This window comes from Pseudomonas sp. PDM14, from assembly GCF_014851905.1.
Taxonomy (GTDB): Bacteria; Pseudomonadota; Gammaproteobacteria; order Pseudomonadales; family Pseudomonadaceae; genus Aquipseudomonas.
Genome location: NZ_JACVAQ010000001.1, coordinates 2,176,959 through 2,197,078, shown reverse-complemented (window position 1 = coordinate 2,197,078; position 20,120 = coordinate 2,176,959). Strand labels below are relative to the sequence as shown.

Annotated in this window: 20 protein-coding genes; 6 read left to right on the top strand and 14 right to left on the bottom strand. The window is 67.5% G+C overall.

Features of this window, described 5'->3' with window-relative positions:
* Window positions 1-1,128 carry a cytochrome c oxidase subunit II gene (gene coxB / locus IB229_RS10375; protein WP_192327977.1) on the bottom strand — a complete coding sequence of 376 codons (1,128 nt, stop codon included), beginning with the start codon at window positions 1,126-1,128 and terminating at the stop codon, window positions 1-3.
* A gap of 368 nt (window positions 1,129-1,496) precedes the next feature.
* Between coxB and IB229_RS10370 the strand changes: the two genes are divergently transcribed.
* Window positions 1,497-2,138, top strand: coding sequence for a hypothetical protein (locus tag IB229_RS10370; RefSeq protein WP_192327974.1), 642 nt, complete (start codon window positions 1,497-1,499; stop codon window positions 2,136-2,138).
* Window positions 2,139-2,184: 46 nt separating this feature from the next.
* Here IB229_RS10370 and IB229_RS10365 read toward each other — a convergent pair whose 3' ends face one another.
* The 4 genes from IB229_RS10365 to IB229_RS10350 all read right to left on the bottom strand — a co-directional run bounded on the left by IB229_RS10365 (window position 2,185) and on the right by IB229_RS10350 (window position 5,574).
* Window positions 2,185-2,910, bottom strand: a complete 726-nt coding sequence (locus IB229_RS10365) for a carbonic anhydrase (protein WP_192327971.1) — start codon at window positions 2,908-2,910, stop codon at window positions 2,185-2,187.
* 85 nt (window positions 2,911-2,995) lie between these two features.
* The gene (locus IB229_RS10360; protein ID WP_192327968.1) at window positions 2,996-4,057 is read right to left on the bottom strand and encodes a PA0069 family radical SAM protein; all 1,062 of its coding nucleotides are present in this window, start codon (window positions 4,055-4,057) and stop codon (window positions 2,996-2,998) included.
* Between the two features lie 77 nt (window positions 4,058-4,134).
* The gene (locus tag IB229_RS10355) at window positions 4,135-4,536 is read right to left on the bottom strand and encodes a hypothetical protein (protein WP_192327965.1); all 402 of its coding nucleotides are present in this window, start codon (window positions 4,534-4,536) and stop codon (window positions 4,135-4,137) included.
* 39 nt (window positions 4,537-4,575) lie between these two features.
* A complete protein-coding gene (locus IB229_RS10350) occupies window positions 4,576-5,574 on the bottom strand; it encodes a bile acid:sodium symporter family protein (RefSeq protein ID WP_192327962.1) in 999 nt (332 codons plus the stop codon).
* 84 nt (window positions 5,575-5,658) lie between these two features.
* Between IB229_RS10350 and IB229_RS10345 the strand changes: the two genes are divergently transcribed.
* Window positions 5,659-6,450, top strand: coding sequence for an AraC family transcriptional regulator (locus IB229_RS10345; RefSeq protein ID WP_192327958.1), 792 nt, complete (start codon window positions 5,659-5,661; stop codon window positions 6,448-6,450).
* Here the strand turns inward: IB229_RS10345 and IB229_RS10340 are convergent, their stop codons facing one another.
* From IB229_RS10340 to prlC, 3 genes are read right to left on the bottom strand one after another with little or no spacing between them, the layout of a single operon-like run.
* Complete coding sequence (locus IB229_RS10340) at window positions 6,451-7,854, bottom strand: hypothetical protein (RefSeq protein ID WP_192327921.1); 1,404 nt, start codon at window positions 7,852-7,854, stop codon at window positions 6,451-6,453.
* Window positions 7,855-7,868: 14 nt separating this feature from the next.
* Window positions 7,869-8,147 (bottom strand): YheV family putative zinc ribbon protein, encoded by a 279-nt coding sequence (locus IB229_RS10335; RefSeq protein WP_192327918.1) that lies wholly within the window; start codon window positions 8,145-8,147, stop codon window positions 7,869-7,871.
* Complete coding sequence (gene prlC, locus IB229_RS10330) at window positions 8,144-10,207, bottom strand: oligopeptidase A (protein WP_192327915.1); 2,064 nt, start codon at window positions 10,205-10,207, stop codon at window positions 8,144-8,146. The genes IB229_RS10335 and prlC overlap by 4 nt, the downstream gene beginning before the upstream one ends.
* A 124-nt stretch (window positions 10,208-10,331) precedes the next feature.
* Here prlC and IB229_RS10325 point away from each other — a divergent pair, with 124 nt between their 5' ends.
* Genes IB229_RS10325 through IB229_RS10315 form a run of 3 tightly spaced genes read left to right on the top strand, consistent with a single transcriptional unit; the run spans window position 10,332 to window position 11,967 of the window.
* Entirely contained in the window at window positions 10,332-10,874 is a 543-nt protein-coding gene (locus IB229_RS10325; RefSeq protein WP_192327912.1) for a gamma carbonic anhydrase family protein, read from the top strand.
* Window positions 10,871-11,299, top strand: a complete 429-nt coding sequence (locus IB229_RS10320) for a hypothetical protein (protein ID WP_192327909.1) — start codon at window positions 10,871-10,873, stop codon at window positions 11,297-11,299. Before IB229_RS10325 ends, IB229_RS10320 begins: the two co-directional genes overlap by 4 nt.
* Before the next feature lie 20 nt (window positions 11,300-11,319).
* The gene (locus IB229_RS10315; protein ID WP_192327906.1) at window positions 11,320-11,967 is read left to right on the top strand and encodes an HAD family hydrolase; all 648 of its coding nucleotides are present in this window, start codon (window positions 11,320-11,322) and stop codon (window positions 11,965-11,967) included.
* Here the strand turns inward: IB229_RS10315 and IB229_RS10310 are convergent.
* The 6 genes from IB229_RS10310 to IB229_RS10285 are packed head-to-tail and all read right to left on the bottom strand — an operon-like array spanning window position 11,957 to window position 18,809.
* A complete protein-coding gene (locus tag IB229_RS10310) occupies window positions 11,957-13,345 on the bottom strand; it encodes an efflux transporter outer membrane subunit (protein ID WP_192327903.1) in 1,389 nt (462 codons plus the stop codon). The two genes, IB229_RS10315 and IB229_RS10310, sit on opposite strands and share 11 nt — an antisense overlap.
* Window positions 13,346-13,358: 13 nt before the next feature.
* Complete coding sequence (locus tag IB229_RS10305) at window positions 13,359-15,329, bottom strand: MacB family efflux pump subunit (RefSeq protein WP_192327900.1); 1,971 nt, start codon at window positions 15,327-15,329, stop codon at window positions 13,359-13,361.
* On the bottom strand, window positions 15,323-16,495 hold the full coding sequence (locus IB229_RS10300) for an efflux RND transporter periplasmic adaptor subunit (protein WP_192327897.1): 1,173 nt from the start codon (window positions 16,493-16,495) through the stop codon (window positions 15,323-15,325). The genes IB229_RS10305 and IB229_RS10300 overlap by 7 nt, the downstream gene beginning before the upstream one ends.
* Before the next feature lie 30 nt (window positions 16,496-16,525).
* Complete coding sequence (locus tag IB229_RS10295) at window positions 16,526-16,852, bottom strand: DUF3325 domain-containing protein (protein WP_192329375.1); 327 nt, start codon at window positions 16,850-16,852, stop codon at window positions 16,526-16,528.
* A gap of 17 nt (window positions 16,853-16,869) precedes the next feature.
* Entirely contained in the window at window positions 16,870-18,516 is a 1,647-nt protein-coding gene (locus tag IB229_RS10290; RefSeq protein WP_192327894.1) for a PepSY-associated TM helix domain-containing protein, read from the bottom strand.
* Window positions 18,513-18,809, bottom strand: coding sequence for a DUF3649 domain-containing protein (locus tag IB229_RS10285; protein ID WP_192327891.1), 297 nt, complete (start codon window positions 18,807-18,809; stop codon window positions 18,513-18,515). Before IB229_RS10285 ends, IB229_RS10290 begins: the two co-directional genes overlap by 4 nt.
* A 321-nt stretch (window positions 18,810-19,130) precedes the next feature.
* Here IB229_RS10285 and IB229_RS10280 point away from each other — a divergent pair, with 321 nt between their 5' ends.
* Window positions 19,131-20,099: a hypothetical protein gene (locus IB229_RS10280; RefSeq protein ID WP_192327888.1), complete on the top strand. Its 969-nt coding sequence runs from the start codon at window positions 19,131-19,133 to the stop codon at window positions 20,097-20,099.
* The last annotated feature ends 21 nt before the right edge of the window (window positions 20,100-20,120 follow it).

Sequence of the window (20,120 nt, the reverse complement as noted above, 5' to 3'; positions counted from 1 at the left end):
TCATTGCTCCTCGGCCTGTTTGAGCTCTAGGACTTCTTTCGGGGTGACCATGTCGCCGACGTTGTTGCCCCACGCGTTGCGCTCGTAGGTCACGACGGCGGCGATATCCACTTCCGAAAGCTGCTTGCCGAAGGCCGCCATCGCGGTGCCCGGCTTGCCGTGGAAGACGATATCCAGGTGGCCCTGCTTCGGTCCGGTGGCGATCTTCGAACCCTTGAGTGCCGGGAACATCGGCGGCAGGCCCTGGCCCTCGGCCTGGTGACAGGAGGCGCAGTAGCTGTGGTAGACCTTGTCGCCACGCTCGACCAGCTCCTCGCGGGTCCACTCCTTGCTGGTCAGCTCCTTGAGCTTGGCGGTCTCCGCCTTGCGCTCGGCGAGCCAGATGGCGAAGTCTTCCTTGGATTTGGCCTCGACCACCACCGGCATGAAGCCGTGATCCTTGCCGCACAGCTCGGTGCACTGGCCACGGTAGATGCCGGGCTCGTCGATGCGCGTCCAGGATTCGTTGACGAAGCCGGGGATGGCGTCCTTCTTCACCGCCAGCGCCGGCACCCACCAGGAGTGGATCACATCGGCGGCGGTGATCAGGAAGCGCACCTTGGCGCCGACTGGCACCACCAGCGGCTGGTCGACTTCGAGCAGGTAGTGCTCGTCCTTCTCGGCCTTGTTGTGAATCTGCTCGCTGGGCGTCGCCAGGTTGCTGAAAAACTCGACGTCTTGGCCCAGGTACTTGTAGTGCCACTTCCACTGGTAGCCGGTGACTTGGATATCCAGCTCGGATTCCGAGGTGTCATAGATGTCGATCAGCGTCTTGGTCGCCGGCACCGCCATCACCACCAGAATGGCGAAAGGCACGACGGTCCAGAGGATCTCGACCGTGGTGCTTTCATGGAAGTGGGCGGGCTGCTGGCCGGTGGAGCGGCGGTGGACGATCATCGACCAGAACATCGCGCCGAAGACCACCACGCCGATGACGACGCAGATCCAGAAGATGGTCATGTGCAGATCGAAGACGGTGCGGCTGACCTCGGTCGCGCCGGGTGCCATGTTCACCGTCCAGGCGGCTTGCGCCGAGCCGAATGCCAGCCACAGCAGGAGGCCCATCCAGACTCGTGGATGTCGCATCATTGCGGGTTCCCCTTAATTGTTCTTGTTATCCCGCCGGCGAAGCCTGCGGCAAAGGGATCGACGGCCAATACGGCTGGCTACAACTGTCGAAACCTCTCCGTGCCGAAGCCCGTCGGTTCCATCAGGTTCACGCCTTGCGATTTCGAGTATAGACAGGGAGCGCGACATAACAACGCAGCCAGAAAAATGCCGCGGCAGTTTTGCGGCACGGCGCAAGCGCTAGAGCGACAAGGGGTTCGGCGCAGAGCGCTGCAGCCGATATAGCGAGTCAGAATAAATATTCCATAATTATGACAATCCGATCTTAGCCGCCGGAGTGGGGCAGCTAATGTGATTCTCGCTCGTCATGTCCCTGTCTAGGAGCCGTCATGAATACCCTCGCCCTGCGCGAACAAATCCGACAAGCGCTGGCTCAGGAAGCCAGCAGCGGTGATCTCGCTCGCCAATTGCAGAGTCAGCTCGCCCACCTCCACCCCAGCATCCAACTGCCGGAAAGCGACGCCCGCGGCGTGCTCGAACGCTTCGTCAGCGCCTACATCGAACAGGTGCCGGATGTGCTCGATGCCGCCAACGCGGTAGCCCGCGATGCCGGTATCGAGGCTCAGGTCAAACCCGTGCTGAAGCTCGCCGAGCAGTTCTTCCTCAGCCCGCCCAGCCTGATGGAAGGGCACCAGGGCCTCGATGCGTTGCTCGACGAGGCCTACCTGGCGCATCGCCTGGTCGAGGAGGTCAACGACCGCTACATCACCCACCTCGGCCAGCCGCTGATCCCGCTCGACACCACGGTGGCCAACCTGATCGCCCACCAGCTGATCGGCGAAGCGTTCGCCAACCAGCTCGACGAAGCGGTGCACCACGCCGTGGATGAACTGCTCGACGAGCAGGTGTTCCAGCAAAGCTCGGTGCAGGACTACCGCGCCCGCCTGAGCAGCCCGCAGACCGCTGCGGCCTGGCAGAACTGGCCATGCCTGTCGCGTCAGCTGGGGGTGGAGCTGGGCCTGCCCGCCTGAGGACAGCCTGGATGCAACAAGGCCCGCGATTGCGGGCCTTGTCGTTTCACTGTGGCTGGTAGCGCGCCTTGGGCGTGGCCATCGGCACCACCTCGCCATCCAACGGCAGGAAGTGACCCGTCTCGGCGTCGTAGGCGCGGATCGCACTGGTCTCGATGTCGTAGACCCAGCCGTGGATGAACAGCTGCCCGTTGGCCACGCGCGCCGCCACCGAGGGGTGGGTGCACAGGTGATTGAGCTGGGCCACCACGTTCTCCTCGGTGAGCACGCCGAGGGTATCTTCGCCGCCGCAGCCGCAGTTCTCCTCGACCACCCGCAACGCCACCTCGCTGTGACGCAACCAGGCCTTTACCGTCGGCATGCGCTCCAGGGTCTCGGGGGCGAGCACCGCCTTCATTGCACCGCAGTCGGAGTGGCCGCAGACGATGATGTGCTGCACACCGAGGGCCAGCACCGCGTACTCGATGGCGGTGGAAACGCCACCCATCATCTGCCCGTAGGCCGGCACCACGTTGCCGACGTTGCGGGTGACGAACAGGTCGCCCGGCGCGCTCTGGGTGATCAGCTCGGGGACGATGCGCGAGTCGGCACAGGTGATGAACATGGCACGCGGGTTCTGCGCGCTGGCGAGGGCCTTGAACAGCTCCTCCTGCTGCGGGAAGACCTCGTTGCGAAAGCGTTTGAAGCCTCCGACGATGGCGTTCAGCGCCTCATCGGCGCTCTCCGGCGCTGTACGCGCCTGCAGGGGAATGGCGTTGTGCTTGTAGGGCATTGCGTCTACCTCATGCTGAACCGTTGCGCTGGGGCGAATTATCGACCCGCCATGCGGACAGTTGCCAGCCTTGAAGAGTCACAAATTACAGCAGCGCCATTTGCCGGCCAGGCGGGGCGAACTGGCTGCAATCGAGCGTGAAGCCCTCGCGGCGGATCAGCCCCAGACGCTTGCGCGCCAGGGCGAAACGCTGGGCCAGCAGGTCGGCGAAGATGCCCTCGCCACGCATGCGTTTGCCAAACTGGCTGTCGTAGTTCTTGCCGCCGCGGGACTGGCGAATCAGGCTCATCACATGGGCGGCGCGCTCGGGAAAGTGCGCCTGCAGCCATTCCTCGAACAGCTCGGCGATCTCCAGCGGCAAGCGCAGCAGCACATAGCCGGCTGACTGCGCGCCGGCGTCGCGAGCGGCTTCGAGGATCGCCTCCAGCTCACTGTCGTTGATCATCGGGATCATCGGCGCAGCCATCACGCTGACCGGCACGCCATGTTCGCTCAGCGTGCGCATGGCCTTGAGGCGCGCGCCGGGCGATGCCGCACGCGGCTCCATGATGCGCTTCAGCTCGTTGTCCAGGGTGGTCAGGCTGAAGGCCACGCTGACCAGATTGCGGCTGGCCAGCTCTTCGAGCAGGTCGAGGTCGCGCAGGATCAGCGAACTCTTGGTGATGATGCTCACCGGGTGGCGAAAGCGCAGGAGGATTTCCAGCGAGCGCCGCGTCAGCTGGTACTCGCGCTCGATCGGCTGATAGCCATCGGTGTTGATGCCCAGGGCAATCGGCTGCGGCACGTAGTTGGGCTTGCTCAATTCCTCTTCCAGGCGGTCGGCCAGGTTGGTCTTGGCGATCAGTTTGGTTTCGAAGTCGATCCCCGGCGACAGGTCCCAATACGCGTGGCTGGGTCGCGCGAAGCAATAGATGCAGCCGTGCTCGCAACCGCGATAGGGGTTCACCGAGCGGTCGAAGCCAACGTCCGGCGACTGGTTGCGGCTGATCACCGTCTTCGCCGTTTCCCGGCGTACCTCGGTGGCATGGGTGAAGGGTGTTTCATCCTGATACCAGCCATCATCCTCGACCTGCGAGCGGGTCTGGGCGAAGCGGTTGTGCGGATTGCTGGCGGTGCCGCGACCGCGCGGCGGCAGGGAAATGCTCATTGAGTAACGCCCGGATAACTGTATATAAATACAGTATTCCGAGAAGCTGATCGGCACAAGCCAGGCGCGCCGAATGGTCAGGCGTCGCGCAGCAGGTCGTTGGCGTTGAGCAGGTCGAAGGCAATTTCAGGGGTACGTTCCAGGCAACGGCGGATCGCCGCCGGAACCTCTTTGCGCGTCTTGCGACACAGGCCGGGACGTGGCTCGAGGGCGATGCTGATGCCGCGCATGGTGCGCACCTCGTTATGCCCGGGCGAGATGTGCAAGGTGACACCCAACTGCTCGTACAGGCGGCGTTGCATGTGCTGCAGGTCCGCCAGGCTGGTGAGGCTTTCCAGCCGCTCCAGCAGGCGTTTTTCCTCCTGCGCGGTCAGCCGCAGGATGCGCACGTCAGCGCCTGCCTCCTGCATCAACCGCTCGCGGTCGCAGGTGCAGGCACCGGGTGGACATTCCTTGCGCGTGGGAAAAGACTCGATCATGCCGCCGATAATAGCGAGGGCACCGGCGTAAAGGCAGACTCAGCGACTCACGGGCACTTGCGCCTCGACGACCGGCTCCGCACGCCGCGCATAGCGTTGCGCCAGTACCGCACAGACCATCAGCTGGATCTGATGAAACAGCATCAGCGGCAGGATCAGCAGGCCGATGCTGCCGCCGGCGAACAACACCTGGGCCATCGGCACGCCGGTGGCCAGGCTCTTCTTCGAGCCGCAGAAGAGGATGGTGATGCGGTCTTCCAGGCTGAAGCCCAGCCACTTGCCGAGCAGTTGCGTGAGCAGCAGCGCCAGCGCCAGCAGCACACAGCAGGCACCGACCAGCGCCACCAGGGTCGGCAGCGACACCTGCTGCCACAGGCCTTCGACCACCGCCTCGCTGAATGCGGTGTAGACCACCAGCAGGATCGAACTCTGGTCGACGTACTTCAGCCAGTCCTTGTTACGCCCGACCCAGGCGCCGATCCAGCGCCGCGCGATCTGCCCGGCGATGAAGGGCACCAGCAACTGCAGGGTGATCTTGCCCATGGCGTCGAGGGTCGAGCCGCCATCGCCGTGCACGTCGAGCAGCAGCGCCACCAGCAGCGGCGTGAGGAAGATGCCGAACAGGCTGGACGCCGCCGCGCTGCAGATCGCCGCCGGGATGTTGCCGCGCGCCAGCGAGGTGAAGGCGATGGCCGACTGCACCGTGGCCGGCAGCGCGCACAGGTAGAGCATGCCGAGGTACAGCTCATGGCCCACCAGCGGCGCCAGTAGCGGCTTGAGCGCCAGGCCGAGCAGCGGAAAGAGGATGAAGGTGCAGGCGAAGATCAGCAGGTGCAGGCGCCAGTGCAAAACACCGGCGATCACCGCCTCGCGCGACAGCTTGGCACCGTGCAGGAAGAACAGCAGGGCGATGGCCAGGTTGGTGATCCAGCCGGCGATCACCGCCGGCTGGCCGCTGCAGGGCAGCAGGCTGGCGAGCGCGACCACGCCGATCAGGGTCAGGGTGAAGTTGTCGGGGAGCAGGCGGGAGCGGGCCATGGGCAGTATTTCCAGGGGTTGCCAGAGCGATGTGGCGACTCTACCGTGACTGTAATCGACCGACTAACGCCAACAGGCCAGTAAATGCCGCGTAACGGACAAAGCAAACCCTACAGACGCACCATTCCCGGCCTGCCCAGCTTGCCCCGGCCGGTCTATGGGCGCACCGAATCGCTGCCCAACCGTGCACTCACCCATCGCCACAGCCACCCCTGGGTGCAGCTGTCTTACGCGATTCAGGGAGTGCTGGAAATTCACACCGACACTGGTCGCTTCGTCGCCCCGCCGCAGCGCGCGGTGTGGATTCCGGCGGGTGTGCCGCATCGGGTGTTCAGCTCGCCACGCACGGAAATGCGCAGCCTGTACCTGGACTGCAGCGTTACCGCCTGGGCGGCCGAAGGCTGCCGGGTACTGCAGGTCAGCGACCTGCTGCGCGAGCTGATCCGCGCCTTCAGCGACGTGCCGGTGGAATACGAGGAAAGCGGCGCCGACGGGCGCCTGGCGCAGGTGCTGCTGGACCAGCTGGCCGCGGCACCGACGGTCGAGCTGATGCTGCCGCTGCCCCATGACGAACGCCTGCGCCAACTCTGTCGCCAGCTGCAGGCGCAGCCGGAGCAGGCCACCACGCTGACGCAGTGGAGCCAGCGCCTGGGCCTGTCGGAGAAAACCCTGAGCCGCCTGTTCCTGCGCGACACCGGCCTGACCTTCCGCGCCTGGCGCCAGCGCCTGCGTCTGCTCGGTGCGCTGACGCCGCTGGAGCAGGGCGCGCGCGTCACCGACGTGGCGCTGGACTGCGGCTACGACTCGACCTCGGCCTTCATCGCTGCCTTCCGCCAGCAGTTCGGTGCGACACCAGGGGAATTCTTCCGCGGCTGATCAGCGACGCGGCGCCAGTTCCAGGGTGCCGCGCTGCATCTGGTCGAGCACCTCGGCCTCGAAGGCCTTGCCGCTGTCCATGGCGGCCGTGGGCCTGGCCAGGGTCACCTGCTGCGTGTCGATCAGGTGCTGCACCGCCGGGCTCGGCCCGGCCAGCAGCAGGGCGGTCTGGTCGCCGGTTTCCAGGGTGGCCAGGCTGACATCGAGGCCCTGGTCGCGGATCAGCCTGCCGAGCAGGTCGAGCACCGCGTCGACGTCATACCAGTCGCCGTAGTTGATCGCTTCACGCTGATAGACGGCGCCGTCGACATAGGCCAGCAACTGGTACGGCCCCTCATCGTCCGGCGGATAGCGCTCCTCGAACACCACCTCGCCCAGCGCCGGCGAGGCCAGCCGAGCCAGGCGGCGCAGCAGGGAATCATGGCCATTGGGAAAGGTGCCGGTCTCCGTGTCGAAGCCGTACAGGTAGTCGGCCGCCATCAGCAGCGCCAGCGGGTCGGCGCTGCTCTGTGCCTGCGCATCCAGCGTGGCGACGCGGGTGAAACCCAGTTCGGCGAGGTCGGCGATGCGCTTGCTCACCGCCTGGTGATCGACGGCGGCCACGGGCTCGCTGTCGCCGGTGCTGTAGTCCGACCTGTCCGGCGAGCACATCGGGTCGCGCGGGCGGCGGGCGCAGGCCTGTTGCGCGCGATCACGGCCCTGCGGGTCCTGCGTACGCAAAAACGCCATGGCCACCTGATCGGCCTGGGCCTGGTCGCGGATACCGGCGTGAATGCGCAGCAGGGCCGCGGTGGCCTGCGGTTGCTGCAGCCCGGCCAGCACGAACGCCGCAGCGCGCTGCTCGTAACCTTCGCCCTGGTCGATCAATGTCGCAGCGGCACGTTCCAGACGAGGGTCGTAGGGAAGGCTCACGCCCTGCTCCTGCTGCACGTCGTAGAAGGCCAGCAAGGCCCGCGCCGGCGTCTCGTCACGCAGCAGCAACGCCGCATCGGCAGGCTTCGCACAGGCCTGCGCGAAGGGCAGGGACAGGGCCTGGCGCGGCAGACCATCGGCGCCCTGCAGGCTGCTGCGGGCATAAGCGCAGAACGCCGGGCTGACCTCGCTGTACTGCAGATGGCGCTGCCAGAAGCGCACCCAGGCCTCGGCATCTCCGGGCGCCACCCGTGCGGCGGACTCGCGCCAGCGTTGCAGCCAGGCCGAATTGCCTTCGGCGATCTTGTCCTGGGTATGGGACAGCGGCGGGAAGCGCCGCAGGTCTTCATCCCACGCGGCGAGGTCGGCCGCCTTGACCGGCAGGGCGGCGGCATAACGCGCGGGCAGCGCCGCTGGCGCGCGGCTGACTGCGTCGGCAACGGCCAGGCCACTGGCGAGCAGCGTCAGTCCGGCGATCAACAGGCGCTTCATCGCTGGCCTCGGCGTTATTCGCTAGGTTTCTTCAGTTTCGGATTGGGGAAGAACTGCACGCCCTGGACCTTGGGGTCGGCCGGTTTTGGCGGTGCCAGGCTGACCCGTGTGCTCAGTTCCCTGGGCACCGACTGGCCCTGGGCGTTGAGGGTGTCGGCGTAGCCACAGGTCACGCACTCGCGGTGCGGCACGCCGTCGACGTTCCACATCTTGATGGTGTCCTGGCCGCTGCACGCCGGGCACACGGCGCCGGCGATGAAGCGTTTGGGGGTGACGACCTGCTCCTCGCTCATGCCGCCTCCGCGCTCAGGCCGAGGTGGCGCAGCAGGGCGTCGATGCTCGGCTCGCGGCCGCGGAAGTCGACGAACAGCACCATCGGCGCCTGCGAACCGCCACGGGCGAGGATCGCTTCGCGGAAGGCACGGCCGGTGTCGGCGTTGAACACGCCGTCTTCCTCGAACTTGGAGAAGGCGTCTGCGGAGAGCACTTCGGCCCATTTGTAGCTGTAGTAACCGGCCGCATAACCGCCGGCGAAGATATGCGCGAAGCTGTTGGCGAAACGGTTGAACACCGGCGGACGCATCACCGAGGTTTCCGCACGGATGCTTTCCAGCACCTCGAGCACGCTGCGGCCGTCGCCGTGGGTGGCGTGCAGTTCGAAGTCGAACAGGCTGAATTCCAGCTGGCGCACCATCATCAGGCCGGACTGGAAGTTCTTCGCCGCCAGCATCTTGTCCAGCAGGTCCTGGGGCAGCGCCTCGCCGGTCTCGTAGTGGGCGGAAATCAGCGCCAGGCCGTCCGGCTCCCAGCACCAGTTCTCCATGAACTGGCTCGGCAGCTCGACCGCGTCCCAGGCCACGCCGTTGATGCCCGAGGCGCCGGCGTGCTCGACGCGGGTCAGCAGGTGGTGCAGGCCGTGGCCGAATTCATGGAACAGGGTGGTGACTTCGTCGTGGGTCAGCAGTGCCGGCTTACCAGGCGCCGCCGCAGTAACGACTGGCGGGGTGAAGTTGCAAACCAGATTGGCCACCGGACTGATCAGCTCGCCCTGCGCGGTGCGGCGCTTGTCGCGGGCGCCGTCCATCCACGCACCGCCCCGCTTGTTGGCGCGGGCGTAGAGGTCGAAGAAGAAACGCCCGACGTGCTGGCCGTTCTCCTTGATCTCGAACAGGCGCACATCCGGGTGCCAGCCGTCGAAGCCGGACAGCTCCTCGATCTGGATGCCATAGAGCTTCTCGACGATGGCGAACAGGCCGGTCAGCACCTTGTCGATGGGGAAGTAGGCGCGCAGGGTTTCCTGGGAAATGCTGTAGCGCTGCTCGCGCAGCTTCTCGCTGTAGTAACCGACGTCCCAGCTCTGCAAGTCGCTGACGCCCTGCTCGGCGGCGAAGGCGCGCAGCTCGTCGAGGTCCTGCACGGCGAACGGCTTGCTGCGCACGGCGAGGTCGCGCAGGAAGCTCAGCACCTGCTCGGTGGACTCGGCCATCTTGCCGGCCAGCGACAGCTCGCTGTAGCTGGCGAAACCGAGCAGGCGCGCCAGTTCCTGGCGCAGGTCGAGGATCTCGCTCATCACCGGGCCGTTGTCGTTCTGCCCGGCATTCGGGCCCTGGTCGGAAGCGCGGGTGCAGTAGGCGGTGTAGACCTCTTCGCGCAGGGCACGGTCGTTGGCGTAGGTCATCACCGCATGGTAGCTGGGGAACTCCAGGCTGATCAGCCAGCCTTCCAGTTCCTTGGCTGCCGCGGCCTGCTGCATCTGCGCCTTGGCCGAGTCGGTGAGGCCGTCCAGCTGGGCTTCGTCGGTGACGTGCTTGGTCCAGGCCTGGGTGGCGTCGAGCAACTGGTTGGAGAAGCGGCTGGTCAGCTCGGACAGGCGCATCTGGATCTCGCCGTAGCGCTTCTGCTCGGCCGGCGGCAGGTCGATGCCGGACAGGCGGAAATCGCGCAGGGCGTGTTCGAGAATGGTCTTCTGCGCCACGTCGAAACTGGCGGCTTCGGGGCTGCTGGCCAGCGCCTCGTAGGCCTCGAACAGCGGCTTGTTCTGGCCCATCTCGGTCCAGTATTCGGACAGCTTGGGCAGGCAGGCCTCGTAGGCCTGGCGCAGCTCGGCGCTGTTGCGCACCGCGTTGAGGTGGCTGACCGGGCTCCAGGCACGGCCCAGGCGTGCGCCCAGTTCGTCGAGGGCCAGCACCAGGCCGTTCCAGCTCGGCGCCCCTTGCTGGGTCTGCAGCAGTTCGGCGATGGCCGCGCGGCTTTCCTCGAGGATCAGGCTGACCGCCGGCTCGACGTGCTCGGGCTTGATCTGGGAGTAGGGGGGCAGGTCGAAATCTTGCAGAAGAGGGTTGCTGGCGGACACGGCAAGGCACCTTTGATACGCGAAGTCATGGACAGGTTATGGGGGCGCGACGGGCTTTTCACAACCGGAATGCCCCGCATGTTAATTACAATCCAGACAAACCGCAGCCAGAGAGGTTTCTATCGTGGCGATTCGCAAATACCAGAATACGACTCCGCAGCTCGGCCCACGGGTGTTCGTCGACAGCTCGGCGGTGGTCATCGGCGACGTGCAGCTGGGCGAGGACAGCTCGGTGTGGCCACTGACCGTGATCCGCGGCGACATGCACCGCATCCGCATCGGCGCGCGCACCAGCGTGCAGGACGGCAGCGTGCTGCACATCACTCACGCCGGGCCGTTCAATCCCGATGGCTTTCCGCTGCTGATCGGCGACGACGTGACCATCGGCCACAAGGTGACCCTGCACGGCTGCACCCTGGGCAGTCGCATCCTGGTCGGCATGGGCAGCATCGTCATGGATGGCGCCGTGGTCGAGGACGAGGTGATCATCGGCGCCGGCAGCCTGGTACCGCCGGGCAAGGTGCTGCAGAGCGGCTTCCTCTATGTCGGCAGCCCGGTGAAGCAGGCACGCCCGCTGAGCGACAGGGAGCGCAGCTTCTTCACCTACACCGCCGGCAACTACGTGAAGCTCAAGGACCTGCACCTGGCCGAGGGCTACGACCAGTGAAAGCCGTCCGCCATGCCCTGCTGGTGCTGCTGTCGACCGGCGCATTGGGCGCCACGGCCAACGACGTGCGTTGCCTGCAGTCGACCGGCACCCGCACGCCGATCCAGCTGCAGATGACCCTGTTCAGCGGCGCGCAGGGCGGCTGGAGCCGCGCCGGCGAGGTGCAGTACCGCGGCCAACCCAAGAGCCTGCCGATCGTGTTCAAGGACAGCGAGGAGGTAATGGCGGTACAAGGCCGCCCTTCGGAGTTCCGCAGCACCTGGCTGGAAGTGCTGCCGGAGCAGGAACGCATCGGCGGGCGCTACCAGTTCCATCATCAGGGCGCCGTGGTCTTCGCCTTCACCTACACCAGCGCGGCCGGCAAGGTCTTCTCATTCGAGGACGTGCCCGGCGCCCTCGACTCCGGCGACAATTGCACCTGGTAACCCGAACGACAGAGTCATCCATGCACGCACAGACCATCCTCTTCGACCTCGACGGCACCCTCACCGACCCGCGCGAAGGCATCACCCGCTCGATCCAGTACGCCCTGGCCCAGCTCGATATCCATGAACCGGATCTGAGCGCCCTCGAACACTTCATCGGCCCGCCACTGCTGCAGTGCTTCATGAGCAGTTACGACCTGAACGAGGCCACCGGCTGGCAGGCGGTCAACCATTACCGCGAGCGTTTCAAGGTCACCGGGCTGTACGAGAACCGCGTGTTCGACGGCGTCGCCGAGCTGCTCGGCATGCTCGGTGAGCAGGGCCGTACGCTGTACATCGCCACCAGCAAGCCGCGCGTGTTCGCCGACGAGATCGCCCGGCATTTCGACTTCGCCCGCCACTTCAAGGTGATCTACGGCAGCGAGCTGGACGGCACGCGCACCGACAAGGTCGAGCTGATCAAACACCTGATCGCCGAAGAAGGCCTGGACCCGGCCGACACGCTGATGATCGGCGACCGCAAGCACGACCTGATCGGCGCACACCGCAACGGCCTGCAGGCGGTCGGTGTCGGCTATGGCTTTGGCAGCCAGGCGGAACTGATGGCCGAGTCGCCGGCCTGGTACTTCAGCAGCCTGGCCGAGTTGCACCAGGCCTTCACTCGCTAAGCCTCGCCAGGTCGCTGGCCTGCCAACCACCGCCAAGGGCGCGGTACAGCGCCACGCCGGCCTGTAGCCGCGCCAGTTGCAGCTGGGCGCTGTCATCCTGGGCGGCGTACAGGGTGCGCTGGGTGTCGAGCAGGGTGAGCAGGGTTTCCGCACCGGCCCGGTAGCGCGACTCGGACAGACGGAAGGCCAGCTCGGCCTGCTCCAGCACCGCCTGCTGCGCCTGCCACTGCGCCTCGATGCCGGCCAGGGCGTTGAGCGCCAGCTGCACGTCGGCGAAGGCACTGACGACCTGGCTGCGGTAGTCGGCCAGCAATTCCGCGTGGCGCGCCACGGCGAGATCGCGGTTGGCGGCCAAGTAACCGCCGTCGAAGATCGGCGCGACCAGCGCCGCCGCCAGGGAATAAACCGGGTCGGCGAACACATCGGAAACCCGGCGGGCATTGCCACCGGCATTCGCCGTCAGGTTCAGGCGGGGCAGCAACGCGGCGCGGGCGGCCTGCACATCGGCGTTGGCGGCAGCCAGTTGCGCTTCCGCACGCGCCAGGTCCGGGCGCCTTACCAGCAGTTCGCTGGGCACGCCGGCGGCAACCGTTGGCAGGTACAGAACCTCCAAGTGTTGCTCGGCCAGGCCCAGCTGGGCGCTGCTGCCCTGACCCAGCAACACGGCGAGGGCTACGCGACTGTCCTCGCTCTGCTGGCTCAGCGCGGCGAGGGCGCGGCGTTGTTCGGCGACCACGCCGCGCTGCTGTGCCAGCTCCAGGCGCGTGGCGGCACCGGCGTTCTGCCGCGACTCGACGGTACGCAGCACGCGCTCGGCGTTGTCCAGATTGAGCACGGCGATGCGCAGGCGCTGGTCCAGGCCGACACGCTGCAGCCAGCTCGACACCACACCGGCACTGAGGGTGATCTGCAGCGCCGCGCGATCGAACTGGCTGGCCTGCAGCTGGGCCAAGGCGCTGTCACGCCCCGCGTGCAGACGGCCCCAGAGGTCGACCTCGTAGCTCGCCGCCAGACCGGCCGAATAGCCGGTCCCGGCCACCTCGGCATCACCGCCCAGAGGCCCCTCGCGGCCGGCACCGAGGTTGCCGTCGAGCTGCGGCAGCAACGGTGCGCCGGCCATGCGCGCGCTGGCTTCGGCCTGACGCACGCGGGCCACGGCGGCGGCCAGGTCATCGTTGGCCTGGAGCGCCTGCTCGACCAGGCGATCCAGCTCGGCATTGGCGAAGCCGTGCCACCAGTCGCTGCTGATCGGCGTTGCCGCCTGCGCGGCGTGCTGCCACTGCGTCGGGGCAAGCGGCATGGCGCTGGCGAGCGGTTCCTGGCGGGCACAACCGCCCAGGACGAGCGCGGCAAACAGGGGCAACAGGCGATGCTTCATGGAGGACTTCATCCTATTCCGCCGCCAGCGCGACAACCGGGTCGAGGGCGGCGGCGGTCTTCGCCGGCAGGTAGCCGAACAGCAGGCCGGTGGCCACTGCGCAGGCGAAGGCGGCGAGCATGGCGCTCAGGGAAAAGATCAGCGGCACGCCAGCGACGATCAGCGCCGCGCCGACCAGCAGGCCGAGCAGCACACCGATGCTGCCGCCGACCAGGGTGACCAGCACCGCCTCGCCGAGGAACTGCTGGAGAATGTCGCGCTGGCGCGCGCCGGTGGCCATGCGGATGCCGATCTCGCGGGTGCGTTCACGTACGGTCATCAGCATCACGTTCATCACGCCGATGCCGCCGACCAGCAGCGACACGGCGGCGATCAGGCCGAGCATGCGGGTCATGCTGTCCTGGGTGTCGGCCTCGGCCTGGACCTTGGCGGCGGCGTTGTCGACGGCGAAATCCTCGCGGCCATGGCGCGCCAGCAGCAGCTCGCGCACCGCCTCGCCCGCGGCGTTGACCTGGCTGGTGGAGATCGCGGTGAGGGTGGCGTATTCGGGCTCGAGAATGTCCTGGTAGACCCGCGCGCGGCCGGCCTTGTAGGGAATGAAGACCATCTCGTCGTAGTAGTCGGCGCCGGATTCCTTGCCCTTCTCGGCCATCACCCCGATGACCTCGAACGGTGCATCGCCGATCAGCAGCTGCTTGCCCAGCGGCTGCGGTTCGTCGCGGAAGAACTGCTGCCGCGCCTTGTGCCCGAGCACCACCACCGGCGCCAGCGCCTCGTCCTCGGCGGCGTTGAAGAAGCGCCCCTGCGCCAGCGGCCAGTGGTGGATGCCGGGCAGTTGCTCGTTGCTGGAATACACGTAGATGTCGCGCGAGGCGTTGCCGTACTGCACGGTGAGCTGGTTGCCGATCACCGGCGTGGCCAGGTCGACCTCCGGCAGCTTGGCCACCGCGATCATGTCCGCCTCGGTGAGCACACCCCAGGGCCCGCCTTCCTGCGGCTGCGCGCTGTACAGGTACAGCGTGGTGGCGCCCATCGAGGCCATCTGTGCCATCACCTTGTGCTTGGTGCCCAGACCGATGGCGAGCATGACGATCACCGAGGCCACGCCGATGACGATGCCGAGCAGGGTCAGCGCGGTGCGGAAGCGGTTGAGCCACATCACCCGCCAGGCCGAGCGCGACACCTCGTCGAAGGTCTTCCACCAGGGCAGGCGTTCACCCTGCCCGGCCTGCGCCATGTCCGGGACCGGCAGCGCCGGCGCCGAAGCCTGGGCCCGCTCATCCGGAGCGCCGCTGTCGCTGATGATCGCGCCGTCGCGGATCTCGATCACCCGCTGCGCCTGAGCCGCCACGTCGCGGTCGTGGGTGATCAGGATCACCGTGTGCCCGGCCGCCGCCAGCTCGCGCAGCAGGGCCATGACTTCCTGGCCGCTGTGCGAATCGAGGGCGCCGGTGGGCTCGTCGGCGAGGATGATGCGCCCGCCGTTCATCAGCGCGCGGGCAATCGATACCCGCTGCTGCTGGCCGCCGGAGAGCTGGCTGGGACGATGTTCCAGTCGCTCGCCGAGGCCCAGGCGGGCGAGCAGGGCGCTGGCGCGTTCGCGGCGCTGCTCGGCGGACATGCCGGCGTACAGCGCAGGGACTTCGACGTTCTCGCGCGCCGACTCGGTGGCGATCAGGTGGTAGCCCTGGAAGACGAAGCCGAACGCCTCGCGGCGCAGCCAGGCCAACTGATCGGCGTCGAACGCGGCGACATCGCGGCCGGCGAAACGGTACGTGCCCGAGGTCGGCCGGTCGAGGCAGCCGAGCAGGTGCATCAGGGTCGACTTGCCGGAGCCGGAGGTACCGACGATGGCGACGAACTCACCGGCGCCGATGGCCAGGCTGACGCCGCGCAACACCGCCACTTCCGGGGCGCCATCGTGGCCGCCATAGCAGCGGCGGATGTTCTCCAGCTCGATCAATGGCGTGCCGGCAGCTACCACTGGAACCTCGCCACGTGGGTGTCCGGCAGCTCGGCGGTGACCAGTTGTTCGTCCTCGCGCAGGCCATCCAGCACCTCGCCGCGCTGGCGGCTGCGCGCACCGATATGCACCTCGCGCGCTTCCGGGCGACCCTTGGCATTCAGCACGCGGGCGCGAAACAGGCCGACCTGGCCTTCCACCGCCTGCAACGCCTCCAGCGGCACGGTGAGCACGCCCCGCGCGGCGGCGGTGACGAAGGTGACCTGGGCGGTCATCTGCGGCATCAGCTCGCCGTCCTGGTTGTCGACGTCGAACAGCACGGTGTACTGCACCGCCTTCATCACCGGCGCCGCAGCACCGGCTTCCCCGGATGCGGCCGGCGGCAACGGCGGCGACGGCAGGATCTGGCGCACCGTCGCGTGCCAGCGGCGGCCGTCGCCACCGAGGGTGGTGAAGTAGAGGCCGAGGCCCGGCTTGAGCTGGCGGATATCGGCTTCGGAGACCTTGGTCCAGGCGGTCATCGCCGAAAGGTCGGCGATGCGCAGCACGGTCGGCGTCTGGTAAGTGGCGTTGAGGGTCTGGCCCTGCTTCACGTCGACGCCGAGCACGGTGCCGGCAATCGGCGCGTACAGCCGCGTGTAGCTGAGCTGCGCCTCGTTGCCCTTGAGACGCGCCTGGCTCTCGGCGATCTGCGCGCGCAGCTGCTTGAGGCGCGCCTGGGCGGCCTTGAGCGCAGCAGCGGCGACCTGCACGTCTTCCTCGCGGGTCGCCTCGTCCACCACCAGGCGCTGCTGGCGCTGGTGCTGCTGGCGCGCCAGGTCGAACTGCGCCTGCTGCTCCTCGAGCTGCGCACGCAGGCCGTCGAGGGCCGCGCGGTCGGCTTCGACCGTGGCCTGGTGCAGGCTGGCGTCGATCTCGGCGAGCAGCTGGCCCTTCTCGACCCGGTCACCCGGCTCGACATGCAGGCGGGTGACCTGACCGGATACCTGGGCGCCGACATCCACCGACTCACGCGGCTGCAGGGTACCGATGGCCACCACCGTGGCCTCGACATCACCACGGCCGACGGCCTCGGTGGCGAACGCCGGGTCGGGCTCGGCGTTCCACCGCCACAGCGCCGCGAGCACGACAACAGGCACCGCCAGCAGCAGGCTGCGGCGCAGAAACAGGCGGGAAGGGGCACTCATACGACGTTCGTCCTTGCACAAAACAGCGGGTCAGGCAGCGCTCCACACCAGCACGGGCAGGCTGCCCAGCAGGGCCAGGCCCATCAGCAGGGCCGCGCCTTTTGGTCGATACGGCAACAGCAGCACCAGCACCAGGGCAGCGGCGGACAACAGGCCGAACCAGATGACCACGCCGACCGAGCTGCCCCAAGCCTGAATGCACGGCCACAGAGCCACGGCCAGCAGCAGCCAGCCAAGCAGGCGCAGGCCTCGCTGGCGCAGCGGCGCCTTGCGCGACCAGACCTGCTGGTGATGACGGTCCATGCCCAGGCACAGCGCGGCCATGCCGGCGTAGCACAGGGCGCTACCGAGGAGCAGGGCGAGGGTGATCGTCATCACGCCACCCCCGCGTCGGCCGTGCGCACGCTGTCGCGGCGCGACGTGGCCTTCGCCGGTTGCCGGCTCTTCTGCCAGACGCGGCGCGCGGCCCACAGGTTGAGCAGGCCGAGGGCGATGGCCACCAGCTCGACGCCGGCACGTTCGCCGTCGCCACGCTGCAGGTAGCTGACGAACTGGTCGCCAACTACCAGCCAGTTGAGCAGCGGCAGGGCCAGGCAGAGCAGGGCGGTGACCACCAGCTGCTCGATCCAGGCGCGGGTCGCCGGGCGCAAGGCGGCGTGCACGAAGGTCGCCAGCCAGACGGCGAAGAAGGTGGCGATTTCCCACTCCGGCCGGTCGCTGACACCCAGCGGGATGATCCGGTTGCCCCAGAAGAAGGCGATGCAGGCGATACCCAGGCCGGTGATGGAGCCGATGTTGAGCACCTCGATCACCCGGTAGACCTGCGGCGTGCGCGCGCCGAACTCGTTCAGCGAACGCTGGCGCCGCTTGACCATGAACAGGATCGCCCCGGTGGCCATCATCGCCGCGCCAGCCAGGCCACAGATGAAGTACAGCCAGCGTGCGGCGTGCCCGCCGAATGCGGCGAAGTGCAGGTTGGCCATCACCGACTGCACGTCCTGCGAGGCGCCACCGCGCAGCTCGCCCGGCATCTGGATGTCGGTCTGCTCGCCGGTCACGCCATTGAAGAACACCCGGCCGCCACCGTCGCCGAGCAGGCGGTACTCGCCCGTCTTCTCGATGAAGCGACCGAACAGCTGCACCGAGGCGCTGGTGTCGTTGGGGTGCTCGATGCTGACGAAGCTCACCGGGCGTTGCAGCTGCTGCTCACCGCGCACCAGCAGCTCATCCGCCTTGGCCAGCGGCGCGGCAATGCCGGTGATTTCCTGGTGTTCCGGCTGGGCCAGCAGGTCGGCGAAGTAGGCGTCTTCGTTGCTGTAGTGGGTGGCGATGCCCACCGGCATGTACAGCGCGTAGAAGGTGGCCAGGCCGGTGTAGGCGATCATCAGCTGGAACGGCAGGCTCAACACCGACACCGCGTTGTGCGCATCCAGCCAGCTGCGCTGGCCCTTGCCCGGACGGAAGGTGAAGAAGTCCTTGAAGATGCGCTTGTGGGTGATCACCCCGCTGACCAGGCCGACCAGCATGGCCATGGTGAAGAAGCCGACCAGCCAGATGCCGGCGGTGCCACCGTGGAACTCGAAGTGCATGTGCACGAAGTGGTGGCCGCCCTCGCTGTCGCGCTCCTGCGAGCCGTCCACCGGTGCGCCGGTCTTCGAGTCGATGCGGGTGTTGTGGAAGTTCTCCTGCGGGTCCTGCCAGAACAGGCGGATCGACGGGTCCTCGTCGGACGGCAGGCCAACCCCCCAGAAGTGCGCGCCGGGCTGGTTTTCCCTGAACCAGGCGAGGCCCATGCGCACCGCTTGCGGCCGGTCGAAGCCATCGTCCATGCCGGTATCGCCGGTGGCCTCGGCGGCCTGCGGCAGGTGCGGCTTCATCCAGCGCGTGATCGGCTCATCGAACACCCCGAGGGTACCGGTGAGGAACACCACGAACAGCACCCAGCAGGCCCACAGCCCGCCCCAGGTGTGCAGCCAGGCCATGGACTGGCGCAGGCCTTCCTTCTCGACGGTCTGCGTCATGCCATGCCCCTCCCCAACCACCAGCCGGCCACGGCCAGTACCACGGCCGGCAGCAGCAGGCCGAGCCAGGCGCGGCGGTTGTCCTGCACCGCGAAGACCCAGACGATGGCCAGGGTGTAGACGGTGAAGCTGGCCAGCGAGGCGGCCAGGATGGCCTGGCTCTTGGGCAGCGGCAGCACGGCGCCGAGGAAGATCACGGCGCCCGAGGTCAGGGCGTAGCCACCGAAAATAGCGGCGGCGACCCGCGAGAGCAGCACGAGCGAACGCGCGCGGGAAGTAGATATGGGTTTCATGGGCTGGACAGTCGTGGCGGTGAAAGAAACGTGCAGGCGTTATGCAGGCGCGGCGCGAAGGCCGCGGAAAATGCGCGCCTGTACTTCAAAGACGGACGAGAGTATCTAAACCCCCCATCCGTCCGTCGACAAGTTGCAACAGATTGTTTCGCAACTGCGGATTTTTCGCATCTACAAATATTCACGGGCCGCCATGCCAGGCCCCAAGATCGCGGCCCGGCAATAGCGTGACCCATCGCACAGCCGTGCCCAGGCCGCCTGGGTAAGCCGACGGCTGGACCTTATCCTCGACCCTCGCTCCGCCCTGACAAGGATTGCCCGATGCACGCCAACCCGTTCGCCCTCGACACCGCCACGCCCGCGCCGAGCGCCGCCACGCAACCAGCCTCGCGCCTGCCGTTCGCCTTCGCCGGCGCGGCCGTGCTCGCCGGCCTGTTCCTGCTGCTGTTCGGCATCGCGGTAACCGCGCGCATGCTCGACGAGGAACAGTTCGCCAGCTACCTGGAGAGCCTGCCGGTGGTGCTCACCTACGCCATCGCCAACCTGCTGCTGACCGGCCTCGCCGCGCTGCTGATCTGCCGCAGCTACCTGGAGCGGCACAACCTGGCCGGCTTCAGTCAGCGCAATGCGCTGCTCGGCCTGACCCTGCTGCTGGTGACGCTGTTCGCCCTGGTGATCGGCTGGGGCACCTCGCCGCTGCTCGGGCGACTGATGCAGTGGAGCTACGACAACCTTGGCAGCTTCGACCTTGGCCGCCTCGCCACCGAACCGCTGCACTGGGCGCTGTTCGCCCTCGGCACCCTGCTGCCGCTGTGGCTCAGCCTGCACCTGCTGCGCCGCCGCGGCGTGCCCAGCGCCGTACCGCGCCACGTGGCCGGCTGGGAGCCGGCGCTGGCCTTCGGCCTGTGCTTTGCCGTGGTGTGCATGAAACTGCTGATGCTGCTGCCCAGCAGCCTGATCAATCCGTATGGCGCGCCGTGGCTGTCCCTGCTGCTGGCGAGCGGCACGCTGATCTACGGCGGCATCGCCTTCATCGCCGCCCTCACCGGGCTGCCGGCGCGCCTGGCGCGGCACAATCCGGGGCGCCTGGTCTGGGCGGCGCTGCTGTGCCTGGTGATGTGGCTGGTGGCCTGCGTGCTGGCCGCCGCTGCGGTGCTGCTGGCGGCGCTGGGCAACAGCGATCTGGTGCAGCCACCGCTGTTCGTGGTGCTCTCGCTTGGCCTGCTGGCGCTGATCTGGCCGCTGACCCGCCTGAGCCTGCGCTGGGTCTACCGCGCCCAGCCGGCGTGATGCGCGAGGCGCCCGTGTGGC

Bases quoted from the DNA above. Each gene is read 5' to 3' on its own strand.
- coxB (WP_192327977.1), bottom strand. From the start codon at position 1,128: ATGATGCGACATCCACGAGTCTGGATGGGCCTCCTGCTGTGGCTGGCA.
- IB229_RS10370 (WP_192327974.1), top strand. From the start codon at position 1,497: ATGAATACCCTCGCCCTGCGCGAACAAATCCGACAAGCGCTGGCTCAG.
- IB229_RS10365 (WP_192327971.1), bottom strand. From the start codon at position 2,910: ATGCCCTACAAGCACAACGCCATTCCCCTGCAGGCGCGTACAGCGCCG.
- IB229_RS10360 (WP_192327968.1), bottom strand. From the start codon at position 4,057: ATGAGCATTTCCCTGCCGCCGCGCGGTCGCGGCACCGCCAGCAATCCG.
- IB229_RS10355 (WP_192327965.1), bottom strand. From the start codon at position 4,536: ATGATCGAGTCTTTTCCCACGCGCAAGGAATGTCCACCCGGTGCCTGC.
- IB229_RS10350 (WP_192327962.1), bottom strand. From the start codon at position 5,574: ATGGCCCGCTCCCGCCTGCTCCCCGACAACTTCACCCTGACCCTGATC.
- IB229_RS10345 (WP_192327958.1), top strand. From the start codon at position 5,659: ATGCCGCGTAACGGACAAAGCAAACCCTACAGACGCACCATTCCCGGC.
- IB229_RS10340 (WP_192327921.1), bottom strand. From the start codon at position 7,854: ATGAAGCGCCTGTTGATCGCCGGACTGACGCTGCTCGCCAGTGGCCTG.
- IB229_RS10335 (WP_192327918.1), bottom strand. From the start codon at position 8,147: ATGAGCGAGGAGCAGGTCGTCACCCCCAAACGCTTCATCGCCGGCGCC.
- IB229_RS10315 (WP_192327906.1), top strand. From the start codon at position 11,320: ATGCACGCACAGACCATCCTCTTCGACCTCGACGGCACCCTCACCGAC.
- IB229_RS10310 (WP_192327903.1), bottom strand. From the start codon at position 13,345: ATGAAGCATCGCCTGTTGCCCCTGTTTGCCGCGCTCGTCCTGGGCGGT.
- IB229_RS10300 (WP_192327897.1), bottom strand. From the start codon at position 16,495: ATGAGTGCCCCTTCCCGCCTGTTTCTGCGCCGCAGCCTGCTGCTGGCG.
- IB229_RS10290 (WP_192327894.1), bottom strand. From the start codon at position 18,516: ATGACGCAGACCGTCGAGAAGGAAGGCCTGCGCCAGTCCATGGCCTGG.
- IB229_RS10285 (WP_192327891.1), bottom strand. From the start codon at position 18,809: ATGAAACCCATATCTACTTCCCGCGCGCGTTCGCTCGTGCTGCTCTCG.
- IB229_RS10280 (WP_192327888.1), top strand. From the start codon at position 19,131: ATGCACGCCAACCCGTTCGCCCTCGACACCGCCACGCCCGCGCCGAGC.